Raw genomic sequence first — 25,093 nt, forward strand, 5'->3', positions numbered from 1 at the left:
GGTTGGCTGTAGGAAAGCATAGCTAATACTTTTATTTACGTCTGAACTCCGGCGACGATAGCGCCATTCATTTAAAACCCGTATCATTGCGCGCTTTCCGTACGACAAAAGTGATTTTCATGACGCAAACATTTATCCCCGGCAAAGATGCCGCTCTAGAAGACTCCATCGCTCGCTTCCAGCAAAAATTGCTCGACCTTGGTTTTCAAATTGAAGAAGCCTCGTGGTTGAATCCCGTCCCTAACGTCTGGTCTGTACATATTCGCGACAAAGAATGCGCGCTGTGCTTCACCAACGGTAAAGGCGCGACGAAAAAAGCGGCGCTGGCTTCCGCGCTGGGCGAATATTTTGAGCGTCTGTCGACTAACTATTTCTTTGCGGATTTCTGGCTGGGTGAAACCATCGCCAATGGCCCATTCGTGCATTATCCGAACGAAAAATGGTTCCCGTTGACTGAAGAAGACGACGTACCAGAAGGTCTACTGGATGCTCGTCTGCGTGCGTTTTACGATCCAGACAACGAACTGACTGGCAGCATGCTTATCGATCTGCAATCCGGTAATGAAGAACGTGGGGTCTGCGGCCTACCGTTTACCCGTCAGTCGGATAACCAGACCGTCTATATTCCGATGAACATTATTGGCAACCTGTACGTTTCTAACGGCATGTCTGCGGGTAACACCCGAAACGAAGCGCGCGTTCAGGGCCTGTCTGAAGTCTTTGAGCGTCATGTGAAGAACCGTATTATTGCGGAAAGCATCAGCCTGCCGGAAATCCCGGCCGAAGTCATGGCGCGCTACCCGGCAGTGGTGGAGTCCATCGTCAAAATGGAAGCGGAAGGTTTCCCAATTTTCGCCTACGATGGCTCGCTGGGCGGCAAGTATCCGGTGATTTGCGTTGTCCTGTTCAACCCGGCCAATGGTACCTGCTTTGCCTCCTTCGGTGCGCACCCGGATTTCGGCGTTGCGCTGGAGCGTACCGTCACTGAACTGCTGCAGGGCCGTGGTCTGAAAGATCTTGATGTCTTTACCCCACCGACCTTTGACGACGAAGAAGTAGCTGAACACACTAACCTTGAAACCCACTTCATCGATTCCAGCGGCCTGATCTCCTGGGATCTGTTCAAGCAGGATGCTGACTATCCGTTCGTTGACTGGAATTTCTCCGGTACCACCGAAGAAGAGTTCGCCACTCTGATGGCCATCTTCAATGCTGAAGATAAAGAAGTGTATATCGCCGACTACGAGCACCTGAGCGTTTACGCGTGCCGCATTATTGTTCCGGGAATGTCTGACATCTATCCGGCTGAAGATCTGTGGTTAGCCAACAACGCCATGGGCGCCCATCTGCGTGACACTATTCTCTCGCTCCCGGGCAGTGAATGGGATAAAGAAGACTATCTCAATCTGATCGAACAACTGGATGAAGAAGGCTTTGACGACTTCACCCGCGTACGCGAGCTGCTCGGTCTGGCAACCGGTGCGGATAACGGTTGGTACACCCTGCGCATTGGCGAGCTTAAAGTGATGCTGGCGCTGGCCGGCGGCGACCTGGAGCAGGCGCTGGTCTGGACAGAATGGACGATGGAATTCAACGCCTCTGTCTTTAGCGCTGAACGTGCCAACTACTACCGCTGTCTGCAAACGCTGCTGCTGCTATCTCAGGAAGAAGATCGTCAGCCGCTACAATATCTGAACGCGTTTGTTCGCATGTACGGTGCCGAGGCGGTTGAAGCCGCAAGTGCAGCATTAAGTGGCGAAGCGCCGTTCTACGGACTTCAAACTGTTGATAGCGATCTGCAGGCTTTCCCGGCGCATCAGTCTCTGCTGAAAGCCTACGAAAAACTGCAGCGCGCGAAAGCAGCACATTGGTCAAAATAGTGACAATCAGCCTGCGCTGAGTAGGCTAAAGGTATTGTCTGGGCTATATTACGGGGCGCTTAATGCGCCCTGTTTTTTATTTTGGTCAAATCAAAAAAAATGTAAAAACAAGGTTAAATATTAGTAGTTGATATTAAGAAAATTAGCTTATTAATGTGGTTTTTTATCTCAATTACTCCATTTTAATTAACCGCCCCAGAGGAGACAGAAAGAAAAAATTCAACTCACTTTATAATTTTTAAAATTTATTTTTATTTGGATAATCAACAAGTTACACCGTAATCGCATAAAAACCATGCGCCTTACGGGCCTATAAGCCAGGCGAGATATGATCTATATCAAATTCTCATCTATAATGCTTTGTTAGTATCTCGTCGCCGACTTAATAAAGAGAGAGTTAGTGTGAAAGCTGACAACCCTTTTGATCTTATTCTTCCTGCTGCAATGGCCAAAGTTGCCGAAGAAGCAGGCGTCTATAAAGCAACGAAACATCCGCTTAAGACGTTCTATCTGGCAATTACTGCCGGTGTATTCATTTCAATTGCCTTTGTTTTCTATATCACCGCCACAACCGGTACCGGCACAATGCCTTTCGGCATGGCGAAGCTAGTAGGTGGTATCTGCTTTTCCCTGGGGCTGATTCTCTGCGTTGTCTGCGGTGCAGACCTCTTCACCTCAACCGTACTGATTGTCGTAGCGAAAGCCAGTGGTCGCATCACTTGGGGCCAATTGGCTAAAAACTGGCTTAACGTTTATGTCGGCAACCTGATTGGCGCCCTGATCTTCGTGTTACTCATGTGGCTTTCTGGCGAGTATATGACCGCTAACGGCGCGTGGGGTCTCAACGTCCTGCAAACAGCCGACCACAAAGTGCACCATACTTTTGTTGAGGCGGTAAGTCTTGGCATCCTGGCGAACCTGATGGTGTGTCTGGCAGTATGGATGAGCTATTCGGGTCGCAGCCTGATGGACAAAGCGTTTATCATGGTATTACCGGTCGCAATGTTTGTTGCCAGCGGTTTTGAGCACAGTATCGCAAACATGTTTATGATCCCTATGGGTATTGTAATTCGCGATTTCGCCACCCCGGAATTCTGGACCGCTGTTGGGTCTTCTCCGGAGAATTTTTCTCACCTGACCGTGATGAATTTCATCACCGATAACCTGATTCCGGTTACGATCGGCAACATTATCGGCGGCGGTTTGTTGGTCGGGTTGACATACTGGGTCATTTATCTGCGTGGTAACGATCATCATTAATCTGATGATGCCCATTACACGCAGTAAATAAAAAATCCACTTAAGAAGGTAGGTGTTACATGTCCGAGCTTAATGAAAAGTTAGCCACAGCCTGGGAAGGTTTTACCAAAGGTGATTGGCAGAATGAAGTAAACGTCCGTGACTTCATTCAGAAAAACTACACTCCGTATGAGGGTGACGAGTCCTTCCTGGCTGGCGCAACTGATGCGACCACTGCACTGTGGGACAGCGTGATGGAAGGCGTTAAACAGGAAAACCGCACTCACGCGCCTGTTGACTTTGACACCTCCGTTGCTTCTACCATCACTTCTCACGACGCTGGCTACATCAACAAAGCGCTCGAGAAAATTGTTGGTCTGCAGACTGAAGCTCCGCTGAAACGTGCGATCATTCCGTTTGGCGGCATCAAAATGGTTGAAGGTTCCTGCAAAGCGTACAATCGCGAACTGGACCCGATGCTGAAAAAAATCTTCACCGAATACCGCAAAACCCACAACCAGGGCGTATTCGATGTTTACACCAAAGACATTCTGAACTGCCGTAAATCCGGTGTTCTGACTGGTCTGCCAGATGCCTATGGCCGTGGCCGTATCATCGGTGACTACCGTCGCGTTGCGCTGTACGGTATCGACTACCTGATGAAAGACAAATACGCTCAGTTCGTCTCTCTGCAGTCCGATCTGGAAAACGGCGTAAACCTGGAAGCCACTATTCGTCTGCGTGAAGAAATTGCTGAACAGCACCGCGCACTGGGTCAGATCAAAGAAATGGCTGCTAAATATGGCTGCGATATCTCTGGTCCGGCAACCAACGCTCAGGAAGCTATCCAGTGGACTTACTTCGGCTACTTGGCCGCGGTTAAATCTCAGAACGGCGCAGCAATGTCCTTCGGTCGCGTATCCACCTTCCTGGATGCCTACATCGAACGTGATATCAAAGCAGGCAAAATCACCGAGCAAGACGCTCAGGAAATGATTGACCACTTGGTCATGAAACTGCGTATGGTTCGTTTCCTGCGTACCCCTGAATATGATGAACTGTTCTCCGGTGACCCGATTTGGGCAACTGAATCTATCGGTGGTATGGGCGTTGATGGCCGTACTCTGGTTACCAAAAACAGCTTCCGCTTCCTGAACACCCTGTACACCATGGGTCCTTCTCCGGAGCCGAACATCACCGTTCTGTGGTCTGAAAAACTGCCTCTGAACTTCAAGAAATTCGCCGCTAAAGTGTCCATCGACACCTCTTCTCTGCAGTACGAGAACGATGACCTGATGCGTCCGGACTTCAACAACGACGACTACGCTATCGCTTGCTGCGTAAGCCCGATGGTTGTTGGTAAACAAATGCAGTTCTTCGGTGCGCGTGCAAACCTGGCGAAAACCATGCTTTACGCAATCAACGGCGGCGTTGATGAAAAACTGAAAATGCAGGTTGGTCCTAAATCTGAACCGATCAAAGGCGACGTTCTGAACTTCGACGAAGTTATGGAGCGCATGGATCACTTCATGGACTGGCTGGCTAAACAGTACGTCACTGCACTGAACGTTATCCACTACATGCACGACAAGTACAGCTACGAAGCCTCTCTGATGGCACTGCACGACCGTGACGTTATCCGCACCATGGCGTGTGGTATCGCTGGTCTGTCCGTTGCTGCTGACTCCCTGTCTGCAATCAAATATGCGAAAGTTAAACCGATTCGTGACGAAGACGGTCTGGCTGTCGACTTCGAAATCGAAGGCGAATACCCGCAGTTTGGTAACAACGACTCTCGCGTTGATGACATGGCGGTTGACCTGGTAGAACGTTTCATGAAGAAAATTCAGAAACTGACTACTTATCGTAACGCTATCCCGACTCAGTCTGTTCTGACCATCACCTCTAACGTGGTTTATGGTAAGAAAACCGGTAACACCCCAGATGGTCGTCGTGCTGGCGCGCCGTTCGGACCGGGTGCTAACCCAATGCACGGTCGTGACCAGAAAGGTGCAGTTGCCTCTCTGACCTCCGTTGCTAAACTGCCGTTTGCTTACGCTAAAGATGGTATCTCTTACACCTTCTCTATCGTTCCGAACGCACTGGGTAAAGACGACGAAGTTCGTAAGACCAACCTGGCTGGTCTGATGGATGGTTACTTCCACCACGAAGCGTCCATCGAAGGTGGTCAGCACCTGAACGTGAACGTCATGAACCGTGAAATGCTGCTGGATGCGATGGAACATCCGGAAAAATATCCGCAGCTGACCATCCGTGTTTCTGGCTACGCAGTACGTTTTAACTCCCTGACTAAAGAACAGCAGCAGGACGTTATTACTCGTACCTTCACTCAGACCATGTAATTGGTTTTGACTGAAATCGTACTTTAAAAAGCGTACAATAAAGGCTCCACGTAAGTGGGGCCTTTTTAATAGCCTGCTTTGTCAGCTATCTATACTTATGGATAGCAGCCAAAACAGACTCGACACAGTTAATAACTGTGCACTAACACTGGCCCCGGATGGGCCACACCTGGAGAAACACCGCAATGTCAGTTATTGGTCGCATTCACTCCTTTGAATCCTGTGGCACTGTTGATGGCCCGGGCATCCGTTTTATTACCTTCTTCCAGGGCTGCCTGATGCGCTGCCTGTATTGTCATAACCGTGACACATGGGATACGCACGGCGGCAAAGAAGTCACCGTCGACGAGTTAATGAAAGAGGTCGTGACCTACCGCCACTTTATGAACGCCTCCGGTGGCGGTGTGACAGCGTCCGGTGGCGAAGCTATCCTGCAAGCTGAATTTGTACGCGACTGGTTTCGTGCCTGTAAAAAAGAAGGTATTCATACCTGTCTGGATACCAACGGTTTTGTTCGCCGCTACGATCCGGTGATCGATGAATTGCTGGAAGTCACTGACCTGGTGATGCTCGATCTCAAACAGATGAATGATGAAATCCATCAGAATCTGGTGGGCGTATCTAACCATCGCACGCTTGAGTTTGCACGTTACCTGTCCAATAAAGACATCAAGGTGTGGATCCGCTACGTCGTTGTGCCTGGCTGGTCTGACGATGACGACTCCGCGCACCGCCTGGGCGAGTTTACCCGCGATATGGGCAACGTAGAGAAAATCGAACTGCTGCCATACCATGAGCTGGGCAAACACAAATGGGTGGCAATGGGTGAAGAGTACAAACTTGACGGTGTTAAGCCACCGAAGAAAGAGACCATGGAGCGCGTGAAAGGCATTCTTGAGCAGTATGGTCATAAAGTGATGTACTAATGACGACCACGGCGTCGCAGCGCTCTGCTTGAGTAGCGCGACGCCAACGTTCGATGCCTACGACATAAAATATTCTGAAAGTTTATTGGTCACGCTTTCAATAGAGAAAATACGTTTCTGGTGTGCTTTACGACACTGCACGTAACGCTCATCCTGCTCTTCCAGAGCACTGAGTATGCGATCTGCCACCATCATCGCACCAGCAATTTCAGCAAAACCAGACTCACCCTCCCCCTGTAACGCAACCGCCGCCTGCAAATTCCAGTCAGAAAGCCGATTTAATGGCGCAAACGATCCGCGAGTTAACGAGAGAATTTTTATGCCTTGTTCCTTCGCTAGCGTCAGCGACTGCATCATATCGGTAGAGACTTGTTCTGTATGAATAACGATAATCCCTGTTTTTTGGCTGTCCGCCAACGGAGAGATAGCCGCCGGATAAAATCGGTCGATATAACTGGCTATTTTCCCCATCTGCACCAGATTGATTTGCAGGAATAACGCCACCGGCACCGCAGTACCTACCGAATAAATTGCAATATTACTGAGCTGATTTAACCAGGTCGCAACCGCCTGCAACTCTTTGCTGTCGATGATGGCATTACTGTCACAAACGCTCGCCAGTACCGCCGCCGTCTCCTCACTTCCTCCATCATTCGGCCGTGCAGCTCCTTGCTCCAGTGCAAGAGCCGTTCTGAAATCAGAAAACCCCTTAAAACCAAAGGCACGGCAAAAACGAGTGATGCTCCCCTCACTGGTATCAATAGAATCGGCCAGCTCGGTTATCGTATGCCGCATCACAAAATCAGGATTTTCAGTGATAAAACGCCCTACCTTTTCCAGGATCGGACTAAGCTCTGAAGCCCCATTTCTTATGTTAATCAATAAATTAGTATCTATCTGACTCATTTTTCGCCTTTTTGCACAAAATGCAAATGCTGTCACATACTTTGCCCGGCTTTGCGATAATAATTTTTATCGCACCAATGATAATTAAAAATAATTATTTTTACAAACAGGAGAACGTCTAATGAAAGGTCTGATCGTCTGTCGTACCGGTATGGGCAGTTCGCTAATGCTGAAAATCAAAGCCCAAAAAGTCATCGATAAACATGGCTGGGATATCGATCTTGAACACGATGTCCTGTCAGGGCTACGAACCTGGCAAAACATCGACTTCGTGATCACCATGAGCGACCTGACCGATGAGGTAGAAGCCGCCGGGTTCAGAGCAATCGGTATCACCGATCTGATGAACAGCGAAGAAATGGAATCTGCGCTCACCAGCGTTGTTCAAAACAACTAACCTCTCCGGGGGAAATATGGATCTCCTAAAGTTCATTGTATTCGACATTTTGGGTGTAACCCCACTTTTAGTTGGCTTTATTGCGCTAATTGGTTTGCTTATCCAGCGTAAGCCCATCGAAAAAGTGCTCTCTGGTACCTTTAAAACCATCGTCGGATTTCTGGTATTTGCCGGCGGAGCAGGGATTGCGGTGACATCCTTAGGTAATTTTCAGACCTTATTCAGCGATGGATTCGGTCTGAAAGGTGTGATGCCGTTAGCCGAAGCGTTAACTGGGCTGGCACAAACCAAGTTTGCCATGTGCGTTTCACTCATCATGGTCGTTGGTTTCGGCTGGAACTTGTTTTTTGCCCGCGTAACACCGTTCAAATACATCTTCCTGACGGGTCAACATAATCTGTATCTGTCTGCCCTCTTAACCGTTACGCTTAAGGCGCTTGGCTACAGCGATGTGACAACAATCATCGTCGGTTCCATACTGCTGGGGCTTGCGGCCTGTGTCTATCCAGCTATCGCTCAGCCGTGGATGCGTAAGATTACCGGTAATGATGAAATCGCGATGGGTCATTACGTTACTCTGGCCTACGCGCTATCGGGATGGATCGGTTCGAAAGTGGGCGATCCTAAGCAGTCAACAGAAAAGCTAAATCTTCCCGGATGGTTGGGGATTTTTAAAGACTACATCGTCTCCGTGTCCATCTCTGTCAGTATTTTCTATTACATCGCGGCGCTTGCCGCAGGCGAAGAAGCGGTAACGGCCGCCGCCGGTGGAATGCATTGGCTGGTTTATCCGCTATTCCAGTCACTCACGTTTACCGCATCGCTTTATATCATCATCACCGGCGTTCGCTTGCTGTTGTCAGAAATAGTCCCGGCATTTCTGGGCATCTCTGAAAAATTTATCCCTAACGCCAAACCCGCACTGGATTGCCCAGTCGTCTTTCCGTACGCCCCAACCGCCACCGTTTTAGGTTTCATCTCTTCCTTTGTGGGTGGATTGGTGGTTATGGGGGTACTCGCATCAATTGGGCAAACGGTCATTATCCCCGTCGCCATCCCCTACTTCTTCATTGGTGCTACCGCCGCCGTCTTCGGTAACGCGTCAGGAGGCTGGAAAGGGGCCATCGCCGGTAGCTTTGTCACTGGCATATTAATTGGTATTGGCCCGGCACTCATCTATCCCATCATGGAATCGGTGGGATTGTCCGGTACTAGCTTCCCGGAGACAGATTTTGTCGCCCTCGGTTTAGTGGTTTATTACATCGGCAAAATGTTGCCCTGATAAGGAATGAACATGAATATTGATGAATTGAAATCCCATGCGCTAGCTGCTCGCCGGGATATTGTCACCATGATTTATGAATCAGGCATTGGCCATCCTGGCGGTGCATTGTCCATCATCGACATTCTGACCTGGATTTACGATCAAGAGGTGGACTTCTCCTGCACCCCTCGCGCTCGCGTGGTCATGAGCAAAGGTCATGCGGTTGCTGCTCAGTACGCCATGTTGCATCAAAAAGGCAAAATTGAGCGCAGCGAATTTAATACTTTTCGACAAATTAACTCACGTTTACAGGGGCACCCTAGCATCAAATCTCTGCCCGAAGTCGATGCAACAACCGGCCTGCTGGGCCAGGGATTATCCATTGCCCTTGGTATGGCGGCGGCCAAAAAACAGCGGGGGGAATCACAGCGCGTTTTCGCCATCATTGGCGATGGCGAAATGCACGAAGGGCAAATCTGGGAGACGCTACAACAGGCAGGCCATATGAAGATGGATAACCTGGTGGCGATTATTGACTACAACGGTTTTTCCTCCCACGACCCCGTTAATCAAGTGGTGAATCTGGAACCTCTGGCCGACAAAGTGCGTCTTTTCGGCTGGCACGTACTCGAACTCCATAACGGTAACGATATGCATCAGGTTGCCGACACGCTGATGCTCTCACGCCATCTGAAAGGAAAACCTGTCGCCATTATTGCGCATACCACCAAAGGCAGTGGCGTTAGCTATATGGAAAATAACGGTGACTGGCATTCAAAAACCCCAACCACCGAACAATATCAGCAGGCTATGGAGGAGTTGCAGTGATGAAAGCCCCACGTGATGAAATTGGTAACGCACTCATTGCCCTGAAAAAAAAGGGCTATCCCATTGTCGCCATTGATAGTGATTTAGCCAGCTCCACCCGCACTGACCAGTTCCAGGCCGTCTATCCAGACGCTTTCTTTGAAATGGGTATTGCGGAAGGATCGGCAATGAGCTTTGCCACTGGCCAGGCGTTGGAAGGAAATATTCCGTTCTACGTTAACTTTGCGATGTTTGTGACAGGCACCGCCTGGACTCAACTGCGCCAGGCGTGCTACGCCAAAGCTAACATTAAATTAGTTGGTAGCCACCCAGGAATGGATGATGGACCTGACGGCGCATCGCATCATGCGCTGGAAGATCTGGCCCTGACGCGCGTACTGCCGGGGCTCACAATTCTAACGCCTGCCGACGCTGAAGAAGTTGAGGCCGCATTTGAACAGGCAGTAAACATTCCCGGTCCGGTCTATATTCGCGTAGCCCGAGAACCGATGCCCGTGCGCGATAAATCTGCCGTTCCGCGAGTGACCGATATCGCCGCCGTGGAGGACTCAGGCAATGACTTCGCCATTCTCTATGAAGGGACCGTTCTGGAGCAGGCAAGCGCAGGTTATGTGCAGCTATGCGCCCAGGGAAAACGTGGCAAGCTGATTCACGTCGCCATGCTAAAACCGTTTAACCGCCAGCGCTTCCTGCAACTGATTGTCAGTTGCCCGCAGATCGCAACGATTGAAAATCACACGATCACCGGTGGACTTGGCGGACAGGTTGCTGAAGTATTGGCGGAGGAAGGATTAACCACGAGATTAATCCGACTGGGGACACAAGATACGTTTACGGAATCAGGCAATAGCCGCCAGTTGAAAGAGAAATACGGTATTTCGGCGACCGCACTCTTTGAAGTCCTGAGATAGTTCGGGTTGGCAGACCGCAATGCGGTCTGCTGCTCTGAAATAAGGAGAACACAATGACATCTGCGCTATTTTCTGCCTGTCAGTTTCGTGAACAATGCCGCTCCTGGCAGGAGGCCGTGACGCTGGCTTGCCAGCCTCTGGAAGAACTGGGCGCGATTACGTCCGCCTACGCACAGGCAATCATCCGTGAAACAGAACAACTGGGTCCGTGGTACATCTTAAGCCCTGAGTTTGCCCTGCCGCACGCTCGTCCGGAAGAAGGAGTGATAAGCAGTGAGACACATTTGTCGCTCTTGTGTCTGAAAGAGGCGGTGCCTTTTCCAGGGCATCCAGATGTGCGGTTAATTATTGTCCTGGCGGCTGCCAGCAGCACCCGACATATTGAAATGATTCAAAAACTGGTTTGCTGGCTGGATGAAGGGGAGCATTTACAACAGCTGACGAGTATGACCAGTCAGGCGCAACTTCACTGCACGCTGAAAGCATGCGAATACCTCGCAACTTCCGGCATACCCGCAATGGGAAAATGAGTCACGGTATGCAAACATTTTGCCTTGCATACCGTCTGGCGCGCTTTATACGTGAGCCACCGGAGTCGGTGTATGTCTGGCGCTACGCAACAACATCAGCAGATAAATAAACGATACGCTGGCAATCATAATGAATAACAGATTATCGGAATAATTCTGCATCAGCATTGCGGTGAATGAAGGACCAAGCAGGCTGCCAACGGTATAGCTTAATAACAATGCCTGATTCATGGCGACCAGCTGATGGTGTTCAACCTTTTCACAGGCCCAGGCCATCGCCACCGGATAGAGGGTAAAACCTGCCGCACCCAACATAAACAACGCAGGCGCCATCGCCGCCTGATTCAGCATGGCGATACTTCCGACGATAACCACGAAGACCTGGACGCGTAAAACCAGCAGGCGTCCCAGCTTGTCTGCCAGGCGGCCAATCGGCCATTGCCCCAGAATACCGGCGCTAACCAGAACCGCCATCCAGAAACCAATGCTGGCGTTGCTCACCCCTTGATGGTTGAGATACAGCGGCATCAGGCCATACAAAGACCCCAGAACAATCCCGGAAATAATACAGCCGTTAACGCCCAGACGCGCCTGCCGCAGCCTCAGCATGGAGGTAATAGGAGTAGACTGCTGTTCATCACCCTGCTGATTGGCAATGCGCGTAAAGAGCAATGGCAAAACACCAGCCAGGATCGTACCCGTCACCCACGGCAGGACGTTCATCAATTCTGTTGATACTTTACTAACCAGTAGCTGGCCTAAAAACGTCCCCACGTAATAGATCATCATATAGGCGGCAAGCAAGCGTCCGCGATTACGCGAATTCCCGCTGCACATCAGCGCACTTTCCACTACCACCCAAATCATGGCGCAGCCAACACCGGCGATAAAACGCCAGGTCATCCAGCTCCAGAATCCCACCATAACCCCCAGGCCGATACAGCCCGCGGCAAAAATAAGCGAGGCAATGTAATAGCTGCGATTAAAACCAAGGTGTTTTATTAAATACCCGGTCAGCAACGTCCCTACCAGATTGCCGGTAAAGTAGGAAGAACTCACCACACCTACCTGCCAGGTGGGCAAATTTTCATGGGCGAGCCAAAGCGGGACGAGCGTGTTTAACACGGCGATCGCCAGGGTCAGCAGAAGCAGCCCGCACAGCAACAGCATGACGGGACGGGTATAGATGGACATGAATAAAAACCGTGAGGAAGTTCAAATTTCATGCGCATCATGCCACTGCCAAAAACATTGTCAATCGGCGCAATCAAAGGGCTGAGGCGCTTTCCGGACGATCGATTTGCATTACTGATTCTTAATGTGAATAGATAAAAAACACAAAAACACATCTGCTTGTTTTTATTGATCTAAAACAAAAATCTCGCGTTGCGTTCAGTCGAAAAATTTCATGGACTCCCCTTACTTTTATTTCTTACTAAACTCTATGCGGGATGCAGATCTGCATTGTCTTCAAAATAGAACAGTGAGTTCTTATTTAGGTATCTAATCCATATATCGTTCTTTCTGTAGACTTAAACTCATCAAATTTCCCCCACTGATGCAGAACAGGAGAAATATCATGACTAAACCTTACGTAAGACTTGATAAAGATAATGCGGCAGTACTGCTGGTCGACCATCAGGCTGGCCTGCTCTCTCTGGTTCGGGATATCGATCCCGATAAATTTAAAAACAACGTGCTTGCCCTCGGCGACTTAGCAAAATACTTCAAACTCCCAACCATTCTGACAACCAGTTTCGAGACAGGACCAAACGGGCCACTGGTACCGGAACTGAAAGCTCAATTTCCCGATGCGCCTTATATTGCTCGCCCCGGAAACATTAACGCGTGGGATAACGAAGATTTCGTGAAAGCAGTGAAAGCGACCGGTAAAAAACAGCTGATTATTGCCGGTGTCGTGACGGAAGTTTGCGTTGCTTTCCCTGCGCTCTCGGCTATTGAAGAAGGTTTTGATGTCTTTGTCGTAACCGATGCGTCGGGTACATTTAATGAAATTACTCGCCATTCAGCATGGGATCGGATGTCCCAGGCCGGTGCTCAACTGATGACGTGGTTTGGTGTCGCATGTGAGTTGCATCGCGACTGGCGCAACGATATCGAAGGTCTGGCAACGCTGTTCTCTAATCACATTCCTGATTATCGCAATCTGATGACCAGCTACGACACGTTAACTAAACAGAAGTAAAAAAACCGGGGCTATGCCCCGGTTTGTCATTTAGCTGGCAACCGCCATACCGACGGTCATATGCAGCCCGTAGAACACGCCACGACCAATCAACTCGCCGACTAACAGCAGAATAAACGCGACGGAAAGCAGCGGAACTGCAGGCTGGTAGCCTTTCACTTGCGGTACAATCCAACAGCACAGCGCTAATGCCAGAGCGACAATCCGCCACGCCATCAGCGAGCCGTAATCCGGAACCAGCGCAGACGCCTGTTGAATGGAACTGTGGATCGTCGCCAGTTCAGCCCCCTGCATTACAGACGTGATGGCGCTCACGACCAGAGCAAGCACAGAAATTGCCGGCAACAGGCGCATCGCCCAACCGTCCACGCCAGCAATTCTCAGCAACAGATATCCCAGCAGCGGACCGCCCATAAACATCGTCAGGAAGAAGCCCAGCGGCGTCCAGATGCTGTACCAGGTCGGCACGGTATCGATGGTGCTATACACGCGCACCATCATCCAGACAAAAACCACGCCCAGTACCATGGTGACAACTAACCACAGATTGCGTAATACGGGCGACATTTTTTTCAACGTTGCCAGCAGCCAGCCGATGCCGCCAACGGCAAAGAAGATTGAGCCGCTGGCAATTTCATTACTCAACGCAGAAGATCCTACACGATTGAGTGAGTTAAAGGCGCGCATCGGTGAGCCCAGGTGGAGCATGGAAGCAATAAAGCCAATGCCCATTAATACCCACAGCCCGAACATGCAGGCAATCACGCGCTGCTGCGATTCAGGGCGTAAGTCCCCTTTCATCAATGCCAGCGCCAGAACGATAAAGCCACCAACTACACACTGTCCGAAGACAGTGAAGATCATCAGCGGCCATTCATGCCATCCACTTCCCATCTTACACCTCCTTCGGATTGGCCAGATAACCTGTAGTATCCCCGGTCGGGCGGCTATTGGCGTTAGGTTTGATGACAATACTTGGTTTGGTAAAGTGCGCGCCCGGCAGTGGCGCTACCGCAGCCAAAGTACCGTGTTTTTTGCGCAGCTCTTCAATCGGACCAAAATCCAGCGCACGCAGTGGGCAGGACTCCACGCAGATAGGTTTCTTGCCTTCAGCGACGCGCTCATGGCAGCCATCACATTTAGTCATATGACCTTTTTCAGCATTGTACTGCGGCGCGCCGTAAGGACAGGCCATGTGGCAATACCGGCAGCCAATGCAAACATCTTCGTCGACAACGACAAAACCATCTTCACGTTTGTGCATCGCGCCGCTCGGACAAACCTTGGTACAGGCTGGATCTTCACAGTGGTTACACGCAATGGAGAGGTAATAAGCAAAGACGTTCTGATGCCAGACGCCGTTGTCCTCCTGCCAGTCGCCGCCTGCGTATTCATAAATGCGGCGGAAGCTGACTTCCGGGGTTAAATTTTTGAAATCTTTGCAGGCCAGTTCGCAGGTTTTGCAACCGGTGCAACGGCTGGAATCAATAAAAAATCCATACTGGGTTGTCATCGGTTACTCCTTACGCCTTTTCAACCTGAACAAGGTTCGTGTGTGACGGATTTCCCTTTGCGAGAGGAGACGGACGCTGGGTCGTCAGGACGTTAATACAACCGCCCTGATCCACGCGTTTTGCATCCGGGTCATACCAGGCCCCTTCGCCCAATGCCACCACGCCGGGCATCATACGTGGCGTCACTTTCGCCTCGATATGCACTTCACCACGATCGTTAAAGATACGTACCTTGTCGCCGTTGTTAATACCGCGTCGCTGCGCATCCATCGGGTTGATCCACATTTCCTGGCGGCAGGATGCTTTCAGGACATCGACGTTGCCATAGGTCGAGTGAACGCGAGACTTATAGTGGAAGCCGGTCAGCTGCAAAGGGAATTTCTCCACCAGCGGATCGTTTAAGCTTTCAAAGCCTGGGGTATAAATCGGTAGCGGATCAATTACATCACCTTCCGGCAGTTCCCAGGTTGCCGCGATCTCGGCAAGCTGCTGCGAATAAATTTCGATCTTACCTGACGGCGTGGTCAGCGGATTGGCTTTAGGATCCTCACGGAATGCCTTGTACGCCACATGATGTCCTTGCGGATCGCGCTGTTTAAAGATCCCTTGCTGACGGAATTCTTCAAATGTAGGCAGTTCAGGAATCGCTTTGCGCGACTGCTCATACAGATGGCGCATCCACTCTTCCTGAGTACGACCTTCTGTAAACTGCTGCTCAACGCCAAGGCGCTTCGCCAGCTCGCTGGTCATCTGGTAGATAGTCTTGCATTCGAAGCGTGGTTTGATCGCCTGATCGGTGAAAATCACATAGGACATGTTCCCGCATGAGGCATCCAGCGCAAAATCCATCTGTTCAGAGGCGGTGCAGTCCGGCAGCAAAATGTCCGCGTATTTCGCCGAGGAAGTCATATGACAGTCGATGACGACGATCATCTCGCACTTCTTCTCGTCCTGGAGGATTTCATGCGTGCGGTTAATATCAGAGTGTTGGTTAATCAGACAGTTACCGGCATAGTTCCAGATCATCTTAATAGGAACATCGAGCTTGTCTTTGCCGCGTACGCCGTCACGCAGGGCCGTCATCTCCGGGCCTCGCTCAATCGCGTCCGTCCACATGAACATCGAGATGCTGGTTTCAACAGGGTTTTCCAGCGTTGGCATACGCTCAAACGGCAAACTGTATGAGCCCTCACGCGCCCCGCTGTTGCCGCCGTTGATCCCAACGTTACCGGTCAGGATAGCGAGCATAGAAATGGCGCGGGTCGCTATTTCACCGTTAGCATGACGCTGCGGTCCCCACCCCTGGCTGATGTATGCCGGTTTAGCGCTACCTATTTCACGCGCCAGTTTGACGATACGTTCAGCGGGAATACCGGTAATCTGCGCCGCCCACTCCGGGGTCTTGGCAATGCCGTCCTTACCCTGCCCAAGAATATACGCCTTATAGTGACCATTCTTCGGTGCGTCGGCCGGTAAGGTTTTCTCGTCGTAACCCACGCAGTATTTGTCGAGGAACGGTTGGTCAACCATGTTTTCGGTGATCAGGACATACGCCAGACCATTGACCAGCGCCGCATCAGTACCAGGACGGATCGGGATCCATTCATCTTCACGCCCCGCACCGGTATCCGTATAACGGGGATCGATAATGATCATGCGGGCATTGGATTTCTGTCGCGCCTGTTCAAGGTAATAGGTTACCCCACCCCCGCTCATACGGGTTTCACCAGGGTTATTACCGAACAGAACCACCAGCTTGCTGTTTTCAATGTCGGACGGGCTGTTACCGTCAGCCCAGCCGCCGTAGGTATAGTTCAACCCGGCAGCGATTTGCGCTGAAGAGTAGTCACCGTAGTGATTAAGATAGCCGCCGCAGCAGTTCATCAACCGTGCCACCAGCGTTTTACCCGGCGGCCACGAGCGCGTCATGGTGCCACCCAGCGTACCGGTACCGTAGTTCAGGTAGATAGACTCATTGCCGTAGTCTTTGATAAGACGCTGCATATTGCTTGCAATGATGTCGTAGGCTTCATCCCAACTGATGCGCTCAAATTTTCCTTCGCCACGCTTACCAACGCGTTTCATCGGGTATTTCAGACGATCGGGATTATAGACTCGGCGACGCATGGATCGACCACGCAGACAGGCGCGTACCTGGTGCAGACCGTCATAGTTGTCATCGCCGGTGTTGTCGGTTTCGACATACTTTATTTCACCGTCGACCACATGCATACGCAGCGGGCAGCGGCTGCCGCAGTTCACCGTACACGCGCTCCAGATCACTTTCTCATTAATCGGTGTCGGATTAAGGGCTTCTGCAGCATTTGCAATACGGGTAAATGGCAGGGTAAACGCGCTACTGGCCACCGCCAGTCCGCCTATCGCAGTCGTTTTCACCAAACCGCGGCGAGTAACCTCAGCTGCCAGCACGGCATCGGGGATCTTAGTTTTCATAGTGGCTCACTCTGCTGCTCACAATAAACAAAATACAAATATTCGATGTATAGTTTTTTATATAACGTTAATATCGATATACGGGCTGGTAGAAACTGAATTTGCTAAAAGACAGAGAAAAATACTGACTTTCATTCGAAGTCAGTATTACCCCTATGGGAGTAGTCGTTATTGTCCGACGTCAAACGGGCATAAAAAAAGCGCCCTGAGGCGCTTTTTTAGCAGAGAAAGGTAACTTAACCGATGAATTCCAGGCCATTCATGTACGGACGTAATACTTCCGGAACCTGAATGCGGCCATCAGCCTGCTGATAGTTTTCCATTACCGCAACCAGCGTACGCCCAACCGCCAGACCGGAACCATTCAGAGTATGCACTAAACGGGTCTTTTTGTCGGATTTGCTGCGGCAACGCGCCTGCATACGACGAGCCTGGAAATCCCACACGTTGGAGCAAGAGGAGATTTCGCGATAGGTGTTCTGCGCCGGGATCCACACTTCCAGATCGTAAGTTTTGCATGCGCCGAAGCCCATGTCGCCAGTGCACAGGATGATTTTGCGATACGGCAGACCCAGCAGTTGCAGGACCTTCTCGGCATGGCCGGTCATCTCTTCCAGCGCGTCCATCGAATCTTCCGGGCGAACAATCTGCACCATCTCAACTTTATCGAACTGGTGCATACGGATCAGACCACGCGTGTCACGACCGTAAGAACCTGCTTCAGAACGGAAGCACGGCGTATGCGCAGTCATTTTGATCGGCAGCGCATCTTCATCGATGATCTCGTCGCGCACCAGGTTGGTCAGCGGAACTTCTGCTGTTGGGATCAGCGCATAGTTGCTGCTGTCAGCTTCTTCATCCAGCGGACGGGTATGGAACAGATCGCCAGCGAATTTCGGCAGTTGGCCTGTACCGTACAGCGTGTCATGGTTAACCAAATACGGGACGTAGTTTTCGCTATAGCCATGCTGCTCAGTATGCAGATCCAGCATGAACTGAGACAGCGCACGGTGCATACGCGCAATCTGCCCTTTCATGACCACGAAACGAGAGCCGGTCAGCTTAACCGCAGCGGCGAAATCAAGACCCGTGTGCATTTCACCCAGGGTAACGTGATCGCGCACTTCGAAATCAAACTCACGCGGAGTACCCCAGCGGCTGACTTCGACGTTGTCATTTTCATCTTTACCCACCGGAACGTCGTCCGCTGGCAGGTTAGGAATAGTCAGCGCAATGTCGCGGATCTCGGCCTGTAAGGTATCAAGTTCAGCTTTCGCGGCATCCAGCTCTTCGCCCAGTTTGTTCACTTCCAGACGTAAAGACTCGATATCTTCCCCGCGCGCTTTTGCCTGGCCGATGGATTTCGATCGCGAGTTACGCTCTGCCTGCAGGTTTTCAGTTTGTACCTGCAGAACTTTACGACGCTCTTCAAGAGCGCGCAGCTTATCTACATCCAGCTTAAAGCCCCGGCTTGCCAGTTTTTCTGCGACTGCGTCTGGCTCATTACGCAGCAGATTGGGATCGAGCATGCTTATCCTGTGCTTATCGAATTAAAATAGGAGAAAGTGACCACAGCCTGCGGTCACAGGGATACAGAGACAACATTACCGCAACGATAACACTAACGGTAGCGTTTTATAGGGCTATTTTGATCCTGTCCGGCGAGCCAGGCGAGCTTTTCGCCAATCTTGCCTTCAAGACCTCTGTTTGTGGGGCGATAATAGCGCGTTTGTGCCATTTCCTGCGGGAAGTACTCTTCTCCGGCGGCATAGGCATTAGGCTCATCATGGGCATAACGATACTCCTGACCGTAGCCCATCTCTTTCATCAGCTTAGTCGGCGCATTGCGCAGGTGAACCGGCACGTCGTAATCCGGACGTTCGCGGGCATCAGACAACGCGGCTTTGAAGGCGGTGTAAACCGCATTACTCTTCGGCGCACAGGCCAGATAAACAATCGCCTGAGCAATCGCGCGTTCGCCTTCCGCGGGTCCCACGCGGGTAAAACAGTCCCATGCGGAAATCGCCACCTGCATGGCGCGGGGATCGGCATTGCCGACATCTTCTGAGGCAATCGCCAGACAGCGACGGGCAACGTACAGCGGATCGCCACCAGCGGTAATAATTCGCGCATACCAATAAAGCGCCGCATCTGGGGCGCTTCCACGTACCGACTTGTGTAATGCGGAGATGAGATCGTAAAAACGATCGCCTTTATTATCGAAACGCGCACTACGTTCACCGGCAATTTCGGTGAGCAATTCTGGTTTCAATACGCGCTTGCCGGAATCATCAACTTCGGCCATATCGGCCATCATTTCCAGCGTATTCAGCGCCCGCCGCGCGTCACCATTAACCAGTTCGGCAATAGCCCGACGCGTCTCTGGCGGCAGAACAATATCCTGGCCGCCATAACCACGAGCTTTGTCTGACATCGCCTGGTCCAGTACCTGTTCAATGTCGTCGGAAGTTAACGATTTCAGTAGATAAACGCGTGCACGCGACAACAGCGCCGAGTTGAGCTCAAACGAGGGGTTTTCAGTGGTAGCGCCAATAAACGTAATGGTACCGTCTTCAATATGCGGTAAGAACGCATCCTGTTGGCTTTTATTAAAACGGTGAACTTCGTCCACGAACAGGATCGTGCGTCGCCCCGCGTTACGGTTCTGACGCGCACGCTCAATCGCTTCACGAATTTCTTTCACGCCAGACGTAACTGCCGAAATTCGTTCGACATCAGCGTTGGCGTAACGGGCAATAACTTCGGCAAGCGTCGTTTTCCCGGTCCCCGGCGGTCCCCATAAAATCATGGAGTGCAGATGCCCGGCCTCAATGGCGCGCGGCAAGGGTTTGCCCGCAGCCAGCAGATGCTGCTGGCCGATATACTGCGCTAAATTTTCTGGCCGCATACGCGCGGCCAGCGGCTGAAAAGTATTATCAGAAAAGTCGAGCGACAGATTGCTCACTCACACGCCTCTACTTACGTTGATCGTCAACCGTTACACCTTGCGGCGGGGTAAAGGTGAATTTAGAGGGTTCAATCGCACCATTCTGCTGAGATTTCAGCTGATAGCTGCTGCGCTGATGGTCTTGTTCAACGGCGCTGAACTGGTGGATCGTCCCGTCACGCCCAACATTGATAGTAAACTGCTTAAGGTTACCGCTGCTGGTTTTTGGCGTCAGCACGAAATCATCGCCATTTTGCTTAATATTGTACTGCTGCCAGTCGCTGGCCTGGTTACGTGCAATCAGCATAAACGGCGTGTTGCCCGTGGCGTCTTTCAGCCATGTCGCAGTCGCCTGCTCAACAAACGGATTAAAGAACCACAGCGTTTTACCATCGGAAACCAGGATGCTCTCGTCAGGCTGCGTCATATGCCAGTTAAACAGATTAGGACGTTTAACCCATAAGTCACCCTGACCTTCCTGCACCGCCGCACCGCTACCGTCCGTGACCTTCTGAGTAAAGCTGGCATGGAAGCTACTGACTTTATCCAGGCGGCTTTTCAGGTCGCTGGCAGCATCTGCCCAGACGCTGCTCACCACAAAGCTCGACAATAATGCACAGGTGATTGCGATTCTTTTCATCGTTATTCCTCAAAATACGTCACTCCCAACGGGGAGATCCCTCTGCTATCCATTTCAGGCCAAAAATCAGCATGAGGAAAGTAGAAAATACTGAATTACTTAACTTTGCAATCATTCGAAGGGCGGCGGAGCCAGCACTTCACGATTACCATTATGCCCTTGCTCGCTGACAATTCCCTGCGCTTCCATCTGTTCGATGATACGCGCCGCTCGGTTGTAACCGATACGGAACTGACGCTGGACGCCGGAGATTGAGGCTTTGCGTTTCTGGGTAACAAAGTTTACCGCCTGATCGAACAGCGGATCCAACTCTTCGCCACCATCAAAGCCGCCACCGCCGCCTTCGCTTTCGCTGTCAGACGTTATGCCGTCAACGTATTGTGGACGACCGCGCGCTTTCCAGTCCTGAACCACAGCGTGAACTTCTTCATCACGTACAAAGGCGCCGTGTACACGCACAGGGATCGTTGAGTTTGGTGCGGAATACAGCATGTCACCCATACCCAACAGCGATTCCGCGCCGCCCTGGTCAAGGATGGTACGCGAGTCAATTTTACTGGACACAGTAAAGGCGATACGCGTTGGGATGTTCGCTTTAATCAGACCAGTGATAACGTCAACCGACGGTCGCTGGGTCGCCAGCACCAGGTGGATCCCCGCCGCACGCGCTTTTTGCGCCAGACGAGCAATCAGTTCTTCCACCTTTTTACCCACGGTCATCATCAGGTCGGCGAATTCATCCACCAGCACAACGATATACGGCAGTTTTTCCAGCACCGGATGCTGAACATCCATACTGTCGCCCGGCTTCCAGTACGGGTCCGGAATCGGACGCCCCATACGGGCGGCTTCAGCAATTTTTTCGTTATAACCGGCAAGGTTACGCACACCAAGCGCCGACATCAGCTTGTAGCGACGTTCCATTTCATTGACGCTCCAGCGCAGGGCGTTGGCGGCATCTTTCATGTCGGTCACAACTTCAGTCAGCAAATGCGGAATGCCTTCATAAACCGACAGTTCCAGCATTTTCGGGTCAATCATGATAAAGCGAACGTCTTCCGGCTGTGCCTTGTATAACATGCTGAGGATCATGGCGTTCACCCCAACCGACTTACCGGAACCGGTTGTCCCTGCCACCAGCAGGTGCGGCATTTTCGCCAGATCGGCAACCACCGGTTCGCCCGCAATATCTTTACCCAGTACCACGGTCAGCGGAGATGAGTTATCACGGAATTTGGCGTTATCCAACACTTCGCGCAGATAAACGGTTTGACGTTTTTTGTTGGGTAACTCCAGCCCGACATACGGTTTGCCCGGAATGACCTCGACCACGCGTACCGCTGCGGTCGACAATGAACGCGCCAGATCTCGCGACAGGTTGGAAATACGCGCCGCTTTAACTCCAGGAGCAAGATTAAGCTCAAAGCGGGTAATAACCGGACCAGGTGAGTAGTTCACCACATCGGCTTTAATGCGGAAGTCCGCCAGACGAGCCTCCACCAGACGAGCCATTTGCTCCAGAGCGAAAGTATCTATCGGCTCAACCTCACTCGGCGGCGGCGTGAGCAGATCCAACGATGGCAACGGCGTACTTGGACGGTGCGCCGGACGACTGTCGCCATTACGCATCAGGAGCGGATGGATCAGACTATCCTGCGGCGGTGGTGTAACAGGCTGCGCCGGTTGCTGATAATGCTGCTGCGGTGCGACAGGCTGCGCCGGTTGCTGGTAATGCTGTTGTGGTGCGACTGGTTGCGCCGGCTGCTGATAATGCTGCTGCGGTGCGACTGGCTGCGCTGGCTGCTGATAATGCTGCTGTGGTGCGACAGGCTGCGCCGGTTGCTGGTAATGCTGTTGTGGTGCGACAGGCTGCGCTGGCTGCTGGTAATGCTGCTGCGGTGCGACAGGCTGCTGGTACTGCGGCGCAGGCTCCGGCATTACGCCTGGAGTAAATAGCGGCTCATGCGGACCATCATCCACCAGCGTTTTCATTGGCGAAAATTCAAAGTCCTCAAGCGAGAACGGATTCGCTCCGGCAGGCTGTTCACCGGAATAGCGCTGCTGCTGGGAAGAGGCAAACTGGCGAGCCAGTTCTGCTTCTGCGGCTGAATCATCATCAGTCTGACTGGCATCATCCTGATACTCCTCGCCATAGCGGTGCTGCTGCGACTGGGCGAACTGACGCGCCAGCTCATCTTGCTGCATTGCGTCAATTTCTTCGTCACTGTACGCATCTGTATCAAGATGCTCTTCGCGCGCTTTCTCTTCAGCCATACGTTGTGACGGCAGTTTTATGCCATACGACGCCAGCTCCCGACGAGTAGGCACGCGCACACGATTCGGACGCGGTAACTGCGGACCAATCCCCTCTTTCACCTGTGGACGCGGCGCACCGCTACCCGCAAGACTAAAGACAGGTGCTGCGGCAGCCGCACCCGCCCCTAAAGCGGCGTTTTTCACCCCGGCGGCCAGCGGCGCAACGGCAGCAACTGACTCAACGGGCGGTATGGATGCTGCCGTCGGCATAGACGGCTTAACACGTTCAGGCTCCTGAGCAGGCTCTGGAATCGGCTGATACCAGGCAGCCAGTTGCTCGCGCTCACGTGCACGTTTCTCTTCAACTTCTTCAAAATAGTAGAGTGGCGGACGAGTCGGTTTAACCTCTTCAACCACCGGCTCAGGTTCCACTACAGGCGGTTGTTCAACCGCAGGCTGCTGGAACGCGGCGTTTTGTTGAAAGGTTGATTCCGGCTGATAAACAGGTTGCTGCACGGGCTCCGGCTGATATGCAGGTTCCGGCTGCCAGTTGTGCTCCGCGGTAAATCCCTGCGGCTGCGGACTCTCCTCCACTACCGGCTGCTGCCATGGTTCATACTGCTGCTGCACCGGTGGCTGAGCGTAGTGGGCTGGCTGAGGATAACCCTCAGGCGCTGGCGCAATCACCGCATCACCGGTTTGCGGACCAGGCACGGCTTGCCAGGCTACGGCTGGGGCCGGTTGCTCCATAACGGTATTGGTCACTGGCGATGTTTGCAGCAGCGGATCAACCGGTGCGCTCCAGGCCTGAGCTGCCGTTGTCGCTGCAGCTGCGGCGGCAACTGGCTCTGTCACCGAATGACCATTCAGCAGTGGGTCAAGTTCGTCATATTCAGGCAACGTCGCACGATTACCGGAGAACAGCACATCGTTAGGATCTGCAACCACGCCACGAGCGCTGTATTCAATTTCGTCTTCATCATCCATGCGTTTGCCGGAAAACAGCGCGGCATCAGTATGACGGCCAAGCGGGTTGGTAAATTTCTCCGCCAGACGCTTACGGCGCGCTAACGCACCGCGCAGAATACGCGCCCGACGCGATTCATGAGGTTTGCCATCAGCGGCGTCGAAAGACTCATCTTCATCTTCATATTCTTCGTCATCGACCCAGGTATCGTCGCGACGGGTACGGTTGCTGGCAAACGTCAGGATATTGAGTAACCAGCCGCCCAGTTTTTCCGCAATGCTCACCCATGACCAGCCGGTAAATAGCGTTAATCCCGCAGCCCAAATGCACAATAGCGTCAGCGTACCGCCGCTACTGTGCAGTAATGGTTGCAACGTGGTGCTGAGCAGGCTGCCGATCACGCCGCCAGAGGCGAAATACCAGATGTCATCGGCATTGATTGCGGCAAGCCCGCAGGAGGTAAGGATCAGCGCCAAAACGCCAATAATACGCAGCGAAACGGCAAAATAATCGACGTATTCGTCGCTGGCCTGGTGTCGCCATGCAAACCAGCAGCCGCCGACAATGATGACGGGAATGGTGTAGGCCATGACGCCAAAAATAAAGAACAGTGTGTCTGCCAGCCATGCTCCGGGTATTCCCCCCAGATTATGGATAGGTTCGTGCCACGCGGTTTGCGACCAGCTGGGATCCGAAGGGTTAAAGCTGAGTAAGGCAGCCATCAACCAGACGGCAAAAAGGGCAATAAGGATCAGTAGCGCTTCCAGGAGTCGGCGCCCGCTGCTTAACTTCGTCAATGTGACGTCTTTGTCTTCAGTGTATTCCTGGCTCAAAAACGGCTCTCCAGGTTTCAGGCTTTTCCTGC

General features: G+C 51.9%; 19 protein-coding genes. 10 read left to right on the forward strand and 9 right to left on the reverse strand.

Features of this window, described 5'->3' with window-relative positions:
* The first annotated feature begins 119 nt into the window (after nucleotides 1-119).
* The 4 genes from ycaO to pflA all read left to right on the forward strand — a co-directional run bounded on the left by ycaO (nucleotide 120) and on the right by pflA (nucleotide 6,408).
* Nucleotides 120-1,880: a 30S ribosomal protein S12 methylthiotransferase accessory factor YcaO gene (gene ycaO / locus HV314_RS16665; protein WP_181546205.1), complete on the forward strand. Its 1,761-nt coding sequence runs from the start codon at nucleotides 120-122 to the stop codon at nucleotides 1,878-1,880.
* Between the two features lie 402 nt (nucleotides 1,881-2,282).
* On the forward strand, nucleotides 2,283-3,140 hold the full coding sequence (focA, locus tag HV314_RS16670; RefSeq protein WP_003831909.1) for a formate transporter FocA: 858 nt from the start codon (nucleotides 2,283-2,285) through the stop codon (nucleotides 3,138-3,140).
* Between the two features lie 59 nt (nucleotides 3,141-3,199).
* Complete coding sequence (gene pflB, locus HV314_RS16675) at nucleotides 3,200-5,482, forward strand: formate C-acetyltransferase (protein ID WP_016152441.1); 2,283 nt, start codon at nucleotides 3,200-3,202, stop codon at nucleotides 5,480-5,482.
* A gap of 185 nt (nucleotides 5,483-5,667) precedes the next feature.
* Nucleotides 5,668-6,408: a pyruvate formate lyase 1-activating protein gene (gene pflA, locus HV314_RS16680; RefSeq protein ID WP_003035751.1), complete on the forward strand. Its 741-nt coding sequence runs from the start codon at nucleotides 5,668-5,670 to the stop codon at nucleotides 6,406-6,408.
* A 57-nt stretch (nucleotides 6,409-6,465) separates the two neighbouring features.
* Here the strand turns inward: pflA and HV314_RS16685 are convergent, their stop codons facing one another.
* Nucleotides 6,466-7,314 carry a MurR/RpiR family transcriptional regulator gene (locus HV314_RS16685; RefSeq protein ID WP_181548111.1) on the reverse strand — a complete coding sequence of 283 codons (849 nt, stop codon included), beginning with the start codon at nucleotides 7,312-7,314 and terminating at the stop codon, nucleotides 6,466-6,468.
* A 121-nt stretch (nucleotides 7,315-7,435) separates the two neighbouring features.
* On the opposite strand from HV314_RS16685, the gene HV314_RS16690 reads away from it, so the two are divergent.
* From HV314_RS16690 to HV314_RS16710, 5 genes are read left to right on the forward strand one after another with little or no spacing between them, the layout of a single operon-like run.
* Complete coding sequence (locus tag HV314_RS16690) at nucleotides 7,436-7,711, forward strand: PTS sugar transporter subunit IIB (protein WP_016152439.1); 276 nt, start codon at nucleotides 7,436-7,438, stop codon at nucleotides 7,709-7,711.
* Nucleotides 7,712-7,727: 16 nt separating this feature from the next.
* Nucleotides 7,728-8,993 carry a PTS ascorbate transporter subunit IIC gene (locus HV314_RS16695; protein ID WP_016156112.1) on the forward strand — a complete coding sequence of 422 codons (1,266 nt, stop codon included), beginning with the start codon at nucleotides 7,728-7,730 and terminating at the stop codon, nucleotides 8,991-8,993.
* 12 nt (nucleotides 8,994-9,005) lie between these two features.
* Complete coding sequence (locus HV314_RS16700; protein ID WP_181546207.1) at nucleotides 9,006-9,803, forward strand: transketolase; 798 nt, start codon at nucleotides 9,006-9,008, stop codon at nucleotides 9,801-9,803.
* The gene (locus HV314_RS16705) at nucleotides 9,803-10,714 is read left to right on the forward strand and encodes a transketolase family protein (protein WP_181546209.1); all 912 of its coding nucleotides are present in this window, start codon (nucleotides 9,803-9,805) and stop codon (nucleotides 10,712-10,714) included. The genes HV314_RS16700 and HV314_RS16705 overlap by 1 nt, the downstream gene beginning before the upstream one ends.
* Before the next feature lie 53 nt (nucleotides 10,715-10,767).
* Nucleotides 10,768-11,244 (forward strand): PTS sugar transporter subunit IIA, encoded by a 477-nt coding sequence (locus tag HV314_RS16710; protein WP_046274696.1) that lies wholly within the window; start codon nucleotides 10,768-10,770, stop codon nucleotides 11,242-11,244.
* 45 nt (nucleotides 11,245-11,289) lie between these two features.
* On the opposite strand, the gene HV314_RS16715 is transcribed toward HV314_RS16710, so the two are convergent.
* Nucleotides 11,290-12,438 carry an MFS transporter gene (locus HV314_RS16715; protein ID WP_019076392.1) on the reverse strand — a complete coding sequence of 383 codons (1,149 nt, stop codon included), beginning with the start codon at nucleotides 12,436-12,438 and terminating at the stop codon, nucleotides 11,290-11,292.
* A 385-nt stretch (nucleotides 12,439-12,823) separates the two neighbouring features.
* On the opposite strand from HV314_RS16715, the gene ycaC reads away from it, so the two are divergent.
* Complete coding sequence (gene ycaC, locus HV314_RS16720; RefSeq protein ID WP_016152433.1) at nucleotides 12,824-13,450, forward strand: isochorismate family cysteine hydrolase YcaC; 627 nt, start codon at nucleotides 12,824-12,826, stop codon at nucleotides 13,448-13,450.
* Between the two features lie 30 nt (nucleotides 13,451-13,480).
* On the opposite strand, the gene HV314_RS16725 is transcribed toward ycaC, so the two are convergent.
* The 7 genes from HV314_RS16725 to ftsK form a co-directional block, all read right to left on the reverse strand.
* Entirely contained in the window at nucleotides 13,481-14,344 is an 864-nt protein-coding gene (locus tag HV314_RS16725) for a dimethyl sulfoxide reductase anchor subunit family protein (protein WP_181546211.1), read from the reverse strand.
* 1 nt (nucleotide 14,345) lies between these two features.
* The gene (locus HV314_RS16730) at nucleotides 14,346-14,963 is read right to left on the reverse strand and encodes a DMSO/selenate family reductase complex B subunit (RefSeq protein WP_003035741.1); all 618 of its coding nucleotides are present in this window, start codon (nucleotides 14,961-14,963) and stop codon (nucleotides 14,346-14,348) included.
* 10 nt (nucleotides 14,964-14,973) lie between these two features.
* Complete coding sequence (gene dmsA, locus HV314_RS16735; RefSeq protein WP_019076391.1) at nucleotides 14,974-17,418, reverse strand: dimethylsulfoxide reductase subunit A; 2,445 nt, start codon at nucleotides 17,416-17,418, stop codon at nucleotides 14,974-14,976.
* A gap of 236 nt (nucleotides 17,419-17,654) precedes the next feature.
* Nucleotides 17,655-18,947 (reverse strand): serine--tRNA ligase, encoded by a 1,293-nt coding sequence (gene serS, locus HV314_RS16740; RefSeq protein ID WP_003831902.1) that lies wholly within the window; start codon nucleotides 18,945-18,947, stop codon nucleotides 17,655-17,657.
* A 92-nt stretch (nucleotides 18,948-19,039) separates the two neighbouring features.
* On the reverse strand, nucleotides 19,040-20,383 hold the full coding sequence (gene rarA, locus HV314_RS16745; RefSeq protein ID WP_016152429.1) for a replication-associated recombination protein RarA: 1,344 nt from the start codon (nucleotides 20,381-20,383) through the stop codon (nucleotides 19,040-19,042).
* Nucleotides 20,384-20,393: 10 nt separating this feature from the next.
* Nucleotides 20,394-21,005 (reverse strand): outer membrane lipoprotein chaperone LolA, encoded by a 612-nt coding sequence (gene lolA / locus HV314_RS16750; RefSeq protein ID WP_181546213.1) that lies wholly within the window; start codon nucleotides 21,003-21,005, stop codon nucleotides 20,394-20,396.
* 111 nt (nucleotides 21,006-21,116) lie between these two features.
* Nucleotides 21,117-25,061 carry a DNA translocase FtsK gene (gene ftsK, locus HV314_RS16755; RefSeq protein ID WP_181546215.1) on the reverse strand — a complete coding sequence of 1,315 codons (3,945 nt, stop codon included), beginning with the start codon at nucleotides 25,059-25,061 and terminating at the stop codon, nucleotides 21,117-21,119.
* Between the last annotated feature and the right edge of the window lie 32 nt (nucleotides 25,062-25,093).

The sequence above is a fragment of the Citrobacter sp. RHBSTW-00887 genome, assembly GCF_013728095.1.
Taxonomy (GTDB): domain Bacteria; phylum Pseudomonadota; class Gammaproteobacteria; order Enterobacterales; family Enterobacteriaceae; genus Citrobacter; species Citrobacter braakii.

Excerpts from the sequence above, each read along its gene's own strand:
- ycaO (WP_181546205.1), top strand. The coding sequence starts at position 120 with ATGACGCAAACATTTATCCCCGGCAAAGATGCCGCTCTAGAAGACTCC.
- pflB (WP_016152441.1), top strand. The coding sequence starts at position 3,200 with ATGTCCGAGCTTAATGAAAAGTTAGCCACAGCCTGGGAAGGTTTTACC.
- pflA (WP_003035751.1), top strand. The coding sequence starts at position 5,668 with ATGTCAGTTATTGGTCGCATTCACTCCTTTGAATCCTGTGGCACTGTT.
- HV314_RS16685 (WP_181548111.1), bottom strand. The coding sequence starts at position 7,314 with ATGAGTCAGATAGATACTAATTTATTGATTAACATAAGAAATGGGGCT.
- HV314_RS16690 (WP_016152439.1), top strand. The coding sequence starts at position 7,436 with ATGAAAGGTCTGATCGTCTGTCGTACCGGTATGGGCAGTTCGCTAATG.
- HV314_RS16695 (WP_016156112.1), top strand. The coding sequence starts at position 7,728 with ATGGATCTCCTAAAGTTCATTGTATTCGACATTTTGGGTGTAACCCCA.
- HV314_RS16700 (WP_181546207.1), top strand. The coding sequence starts at position 9,006 with ATGAATATTGATGAATTGAAATCCCATGCGCTAGCTGCTCGCCGGGAT.
- HV314_RS16705 (WP_181546209.1), top strand. The coding sequence starts at position 9,803 with ATGAAAGCCCCACGTGATGAAATTGGTAACGCACTCATTGCCCTGAAA.
- HV314_RS16710 (WP_046274696.1), top strand. The coding sequence starts at position 10,768 with ATGACATCTGCGCTATTTTCTGCCTGTCAGTTTCGTGAACAATGCCGC.
- HV314_RS16715 (WP_019076392.1), bottom strand. The coding sequence starts at position 12,438 with ATGTCCATCTATACCCGTCCCGTCATGCTGTTGCTGTGCGGGCTGCTT.
- ycaC (WP_016152433.1), top strand. The coding sequence starts at position 12,824 with ATGACTAAACCTTACGTAAGACTTGATAAAGATAATGCGGCAGTACTG.
- HV314_RS16725 (WP_181546211.1), bottom strand. The coding sequence starts at position 14,344 with ATGGGAAGTGGATGGCATGAATGGCCGCTGATGATCTTCACTGTCTTC.
- HV314_RS16730 (WP_003035741.1), bottom strand. The coding sequence starts at position 14,963 with ATGACAACCCAGTATGGATTTTTTATTGATTCCAGCCGTTGCACCGGT.
- dmsA (WP_019076391.1), bottom strand. The coding sequence starts at position 17,418 with ATGAAAACTAAGATCCCCGATGCCGTGCTGGCAGCTGAGGTTACTCGC.
- serS (WP_003831902.1), bottom strand. The coding sequence starts at position 18,947 with ATGCTCGATCCCAATCTGCTGCGTAATGAGCCAGACGCAGTCGCAGAA.
- lolA (WP_181546213.1), bottom strand. The coding sequence starts at position 21,005 with ATGAAAAGAATCGCAATCACCTGTGCATTATTGTCGAGCTTTGTGGTG.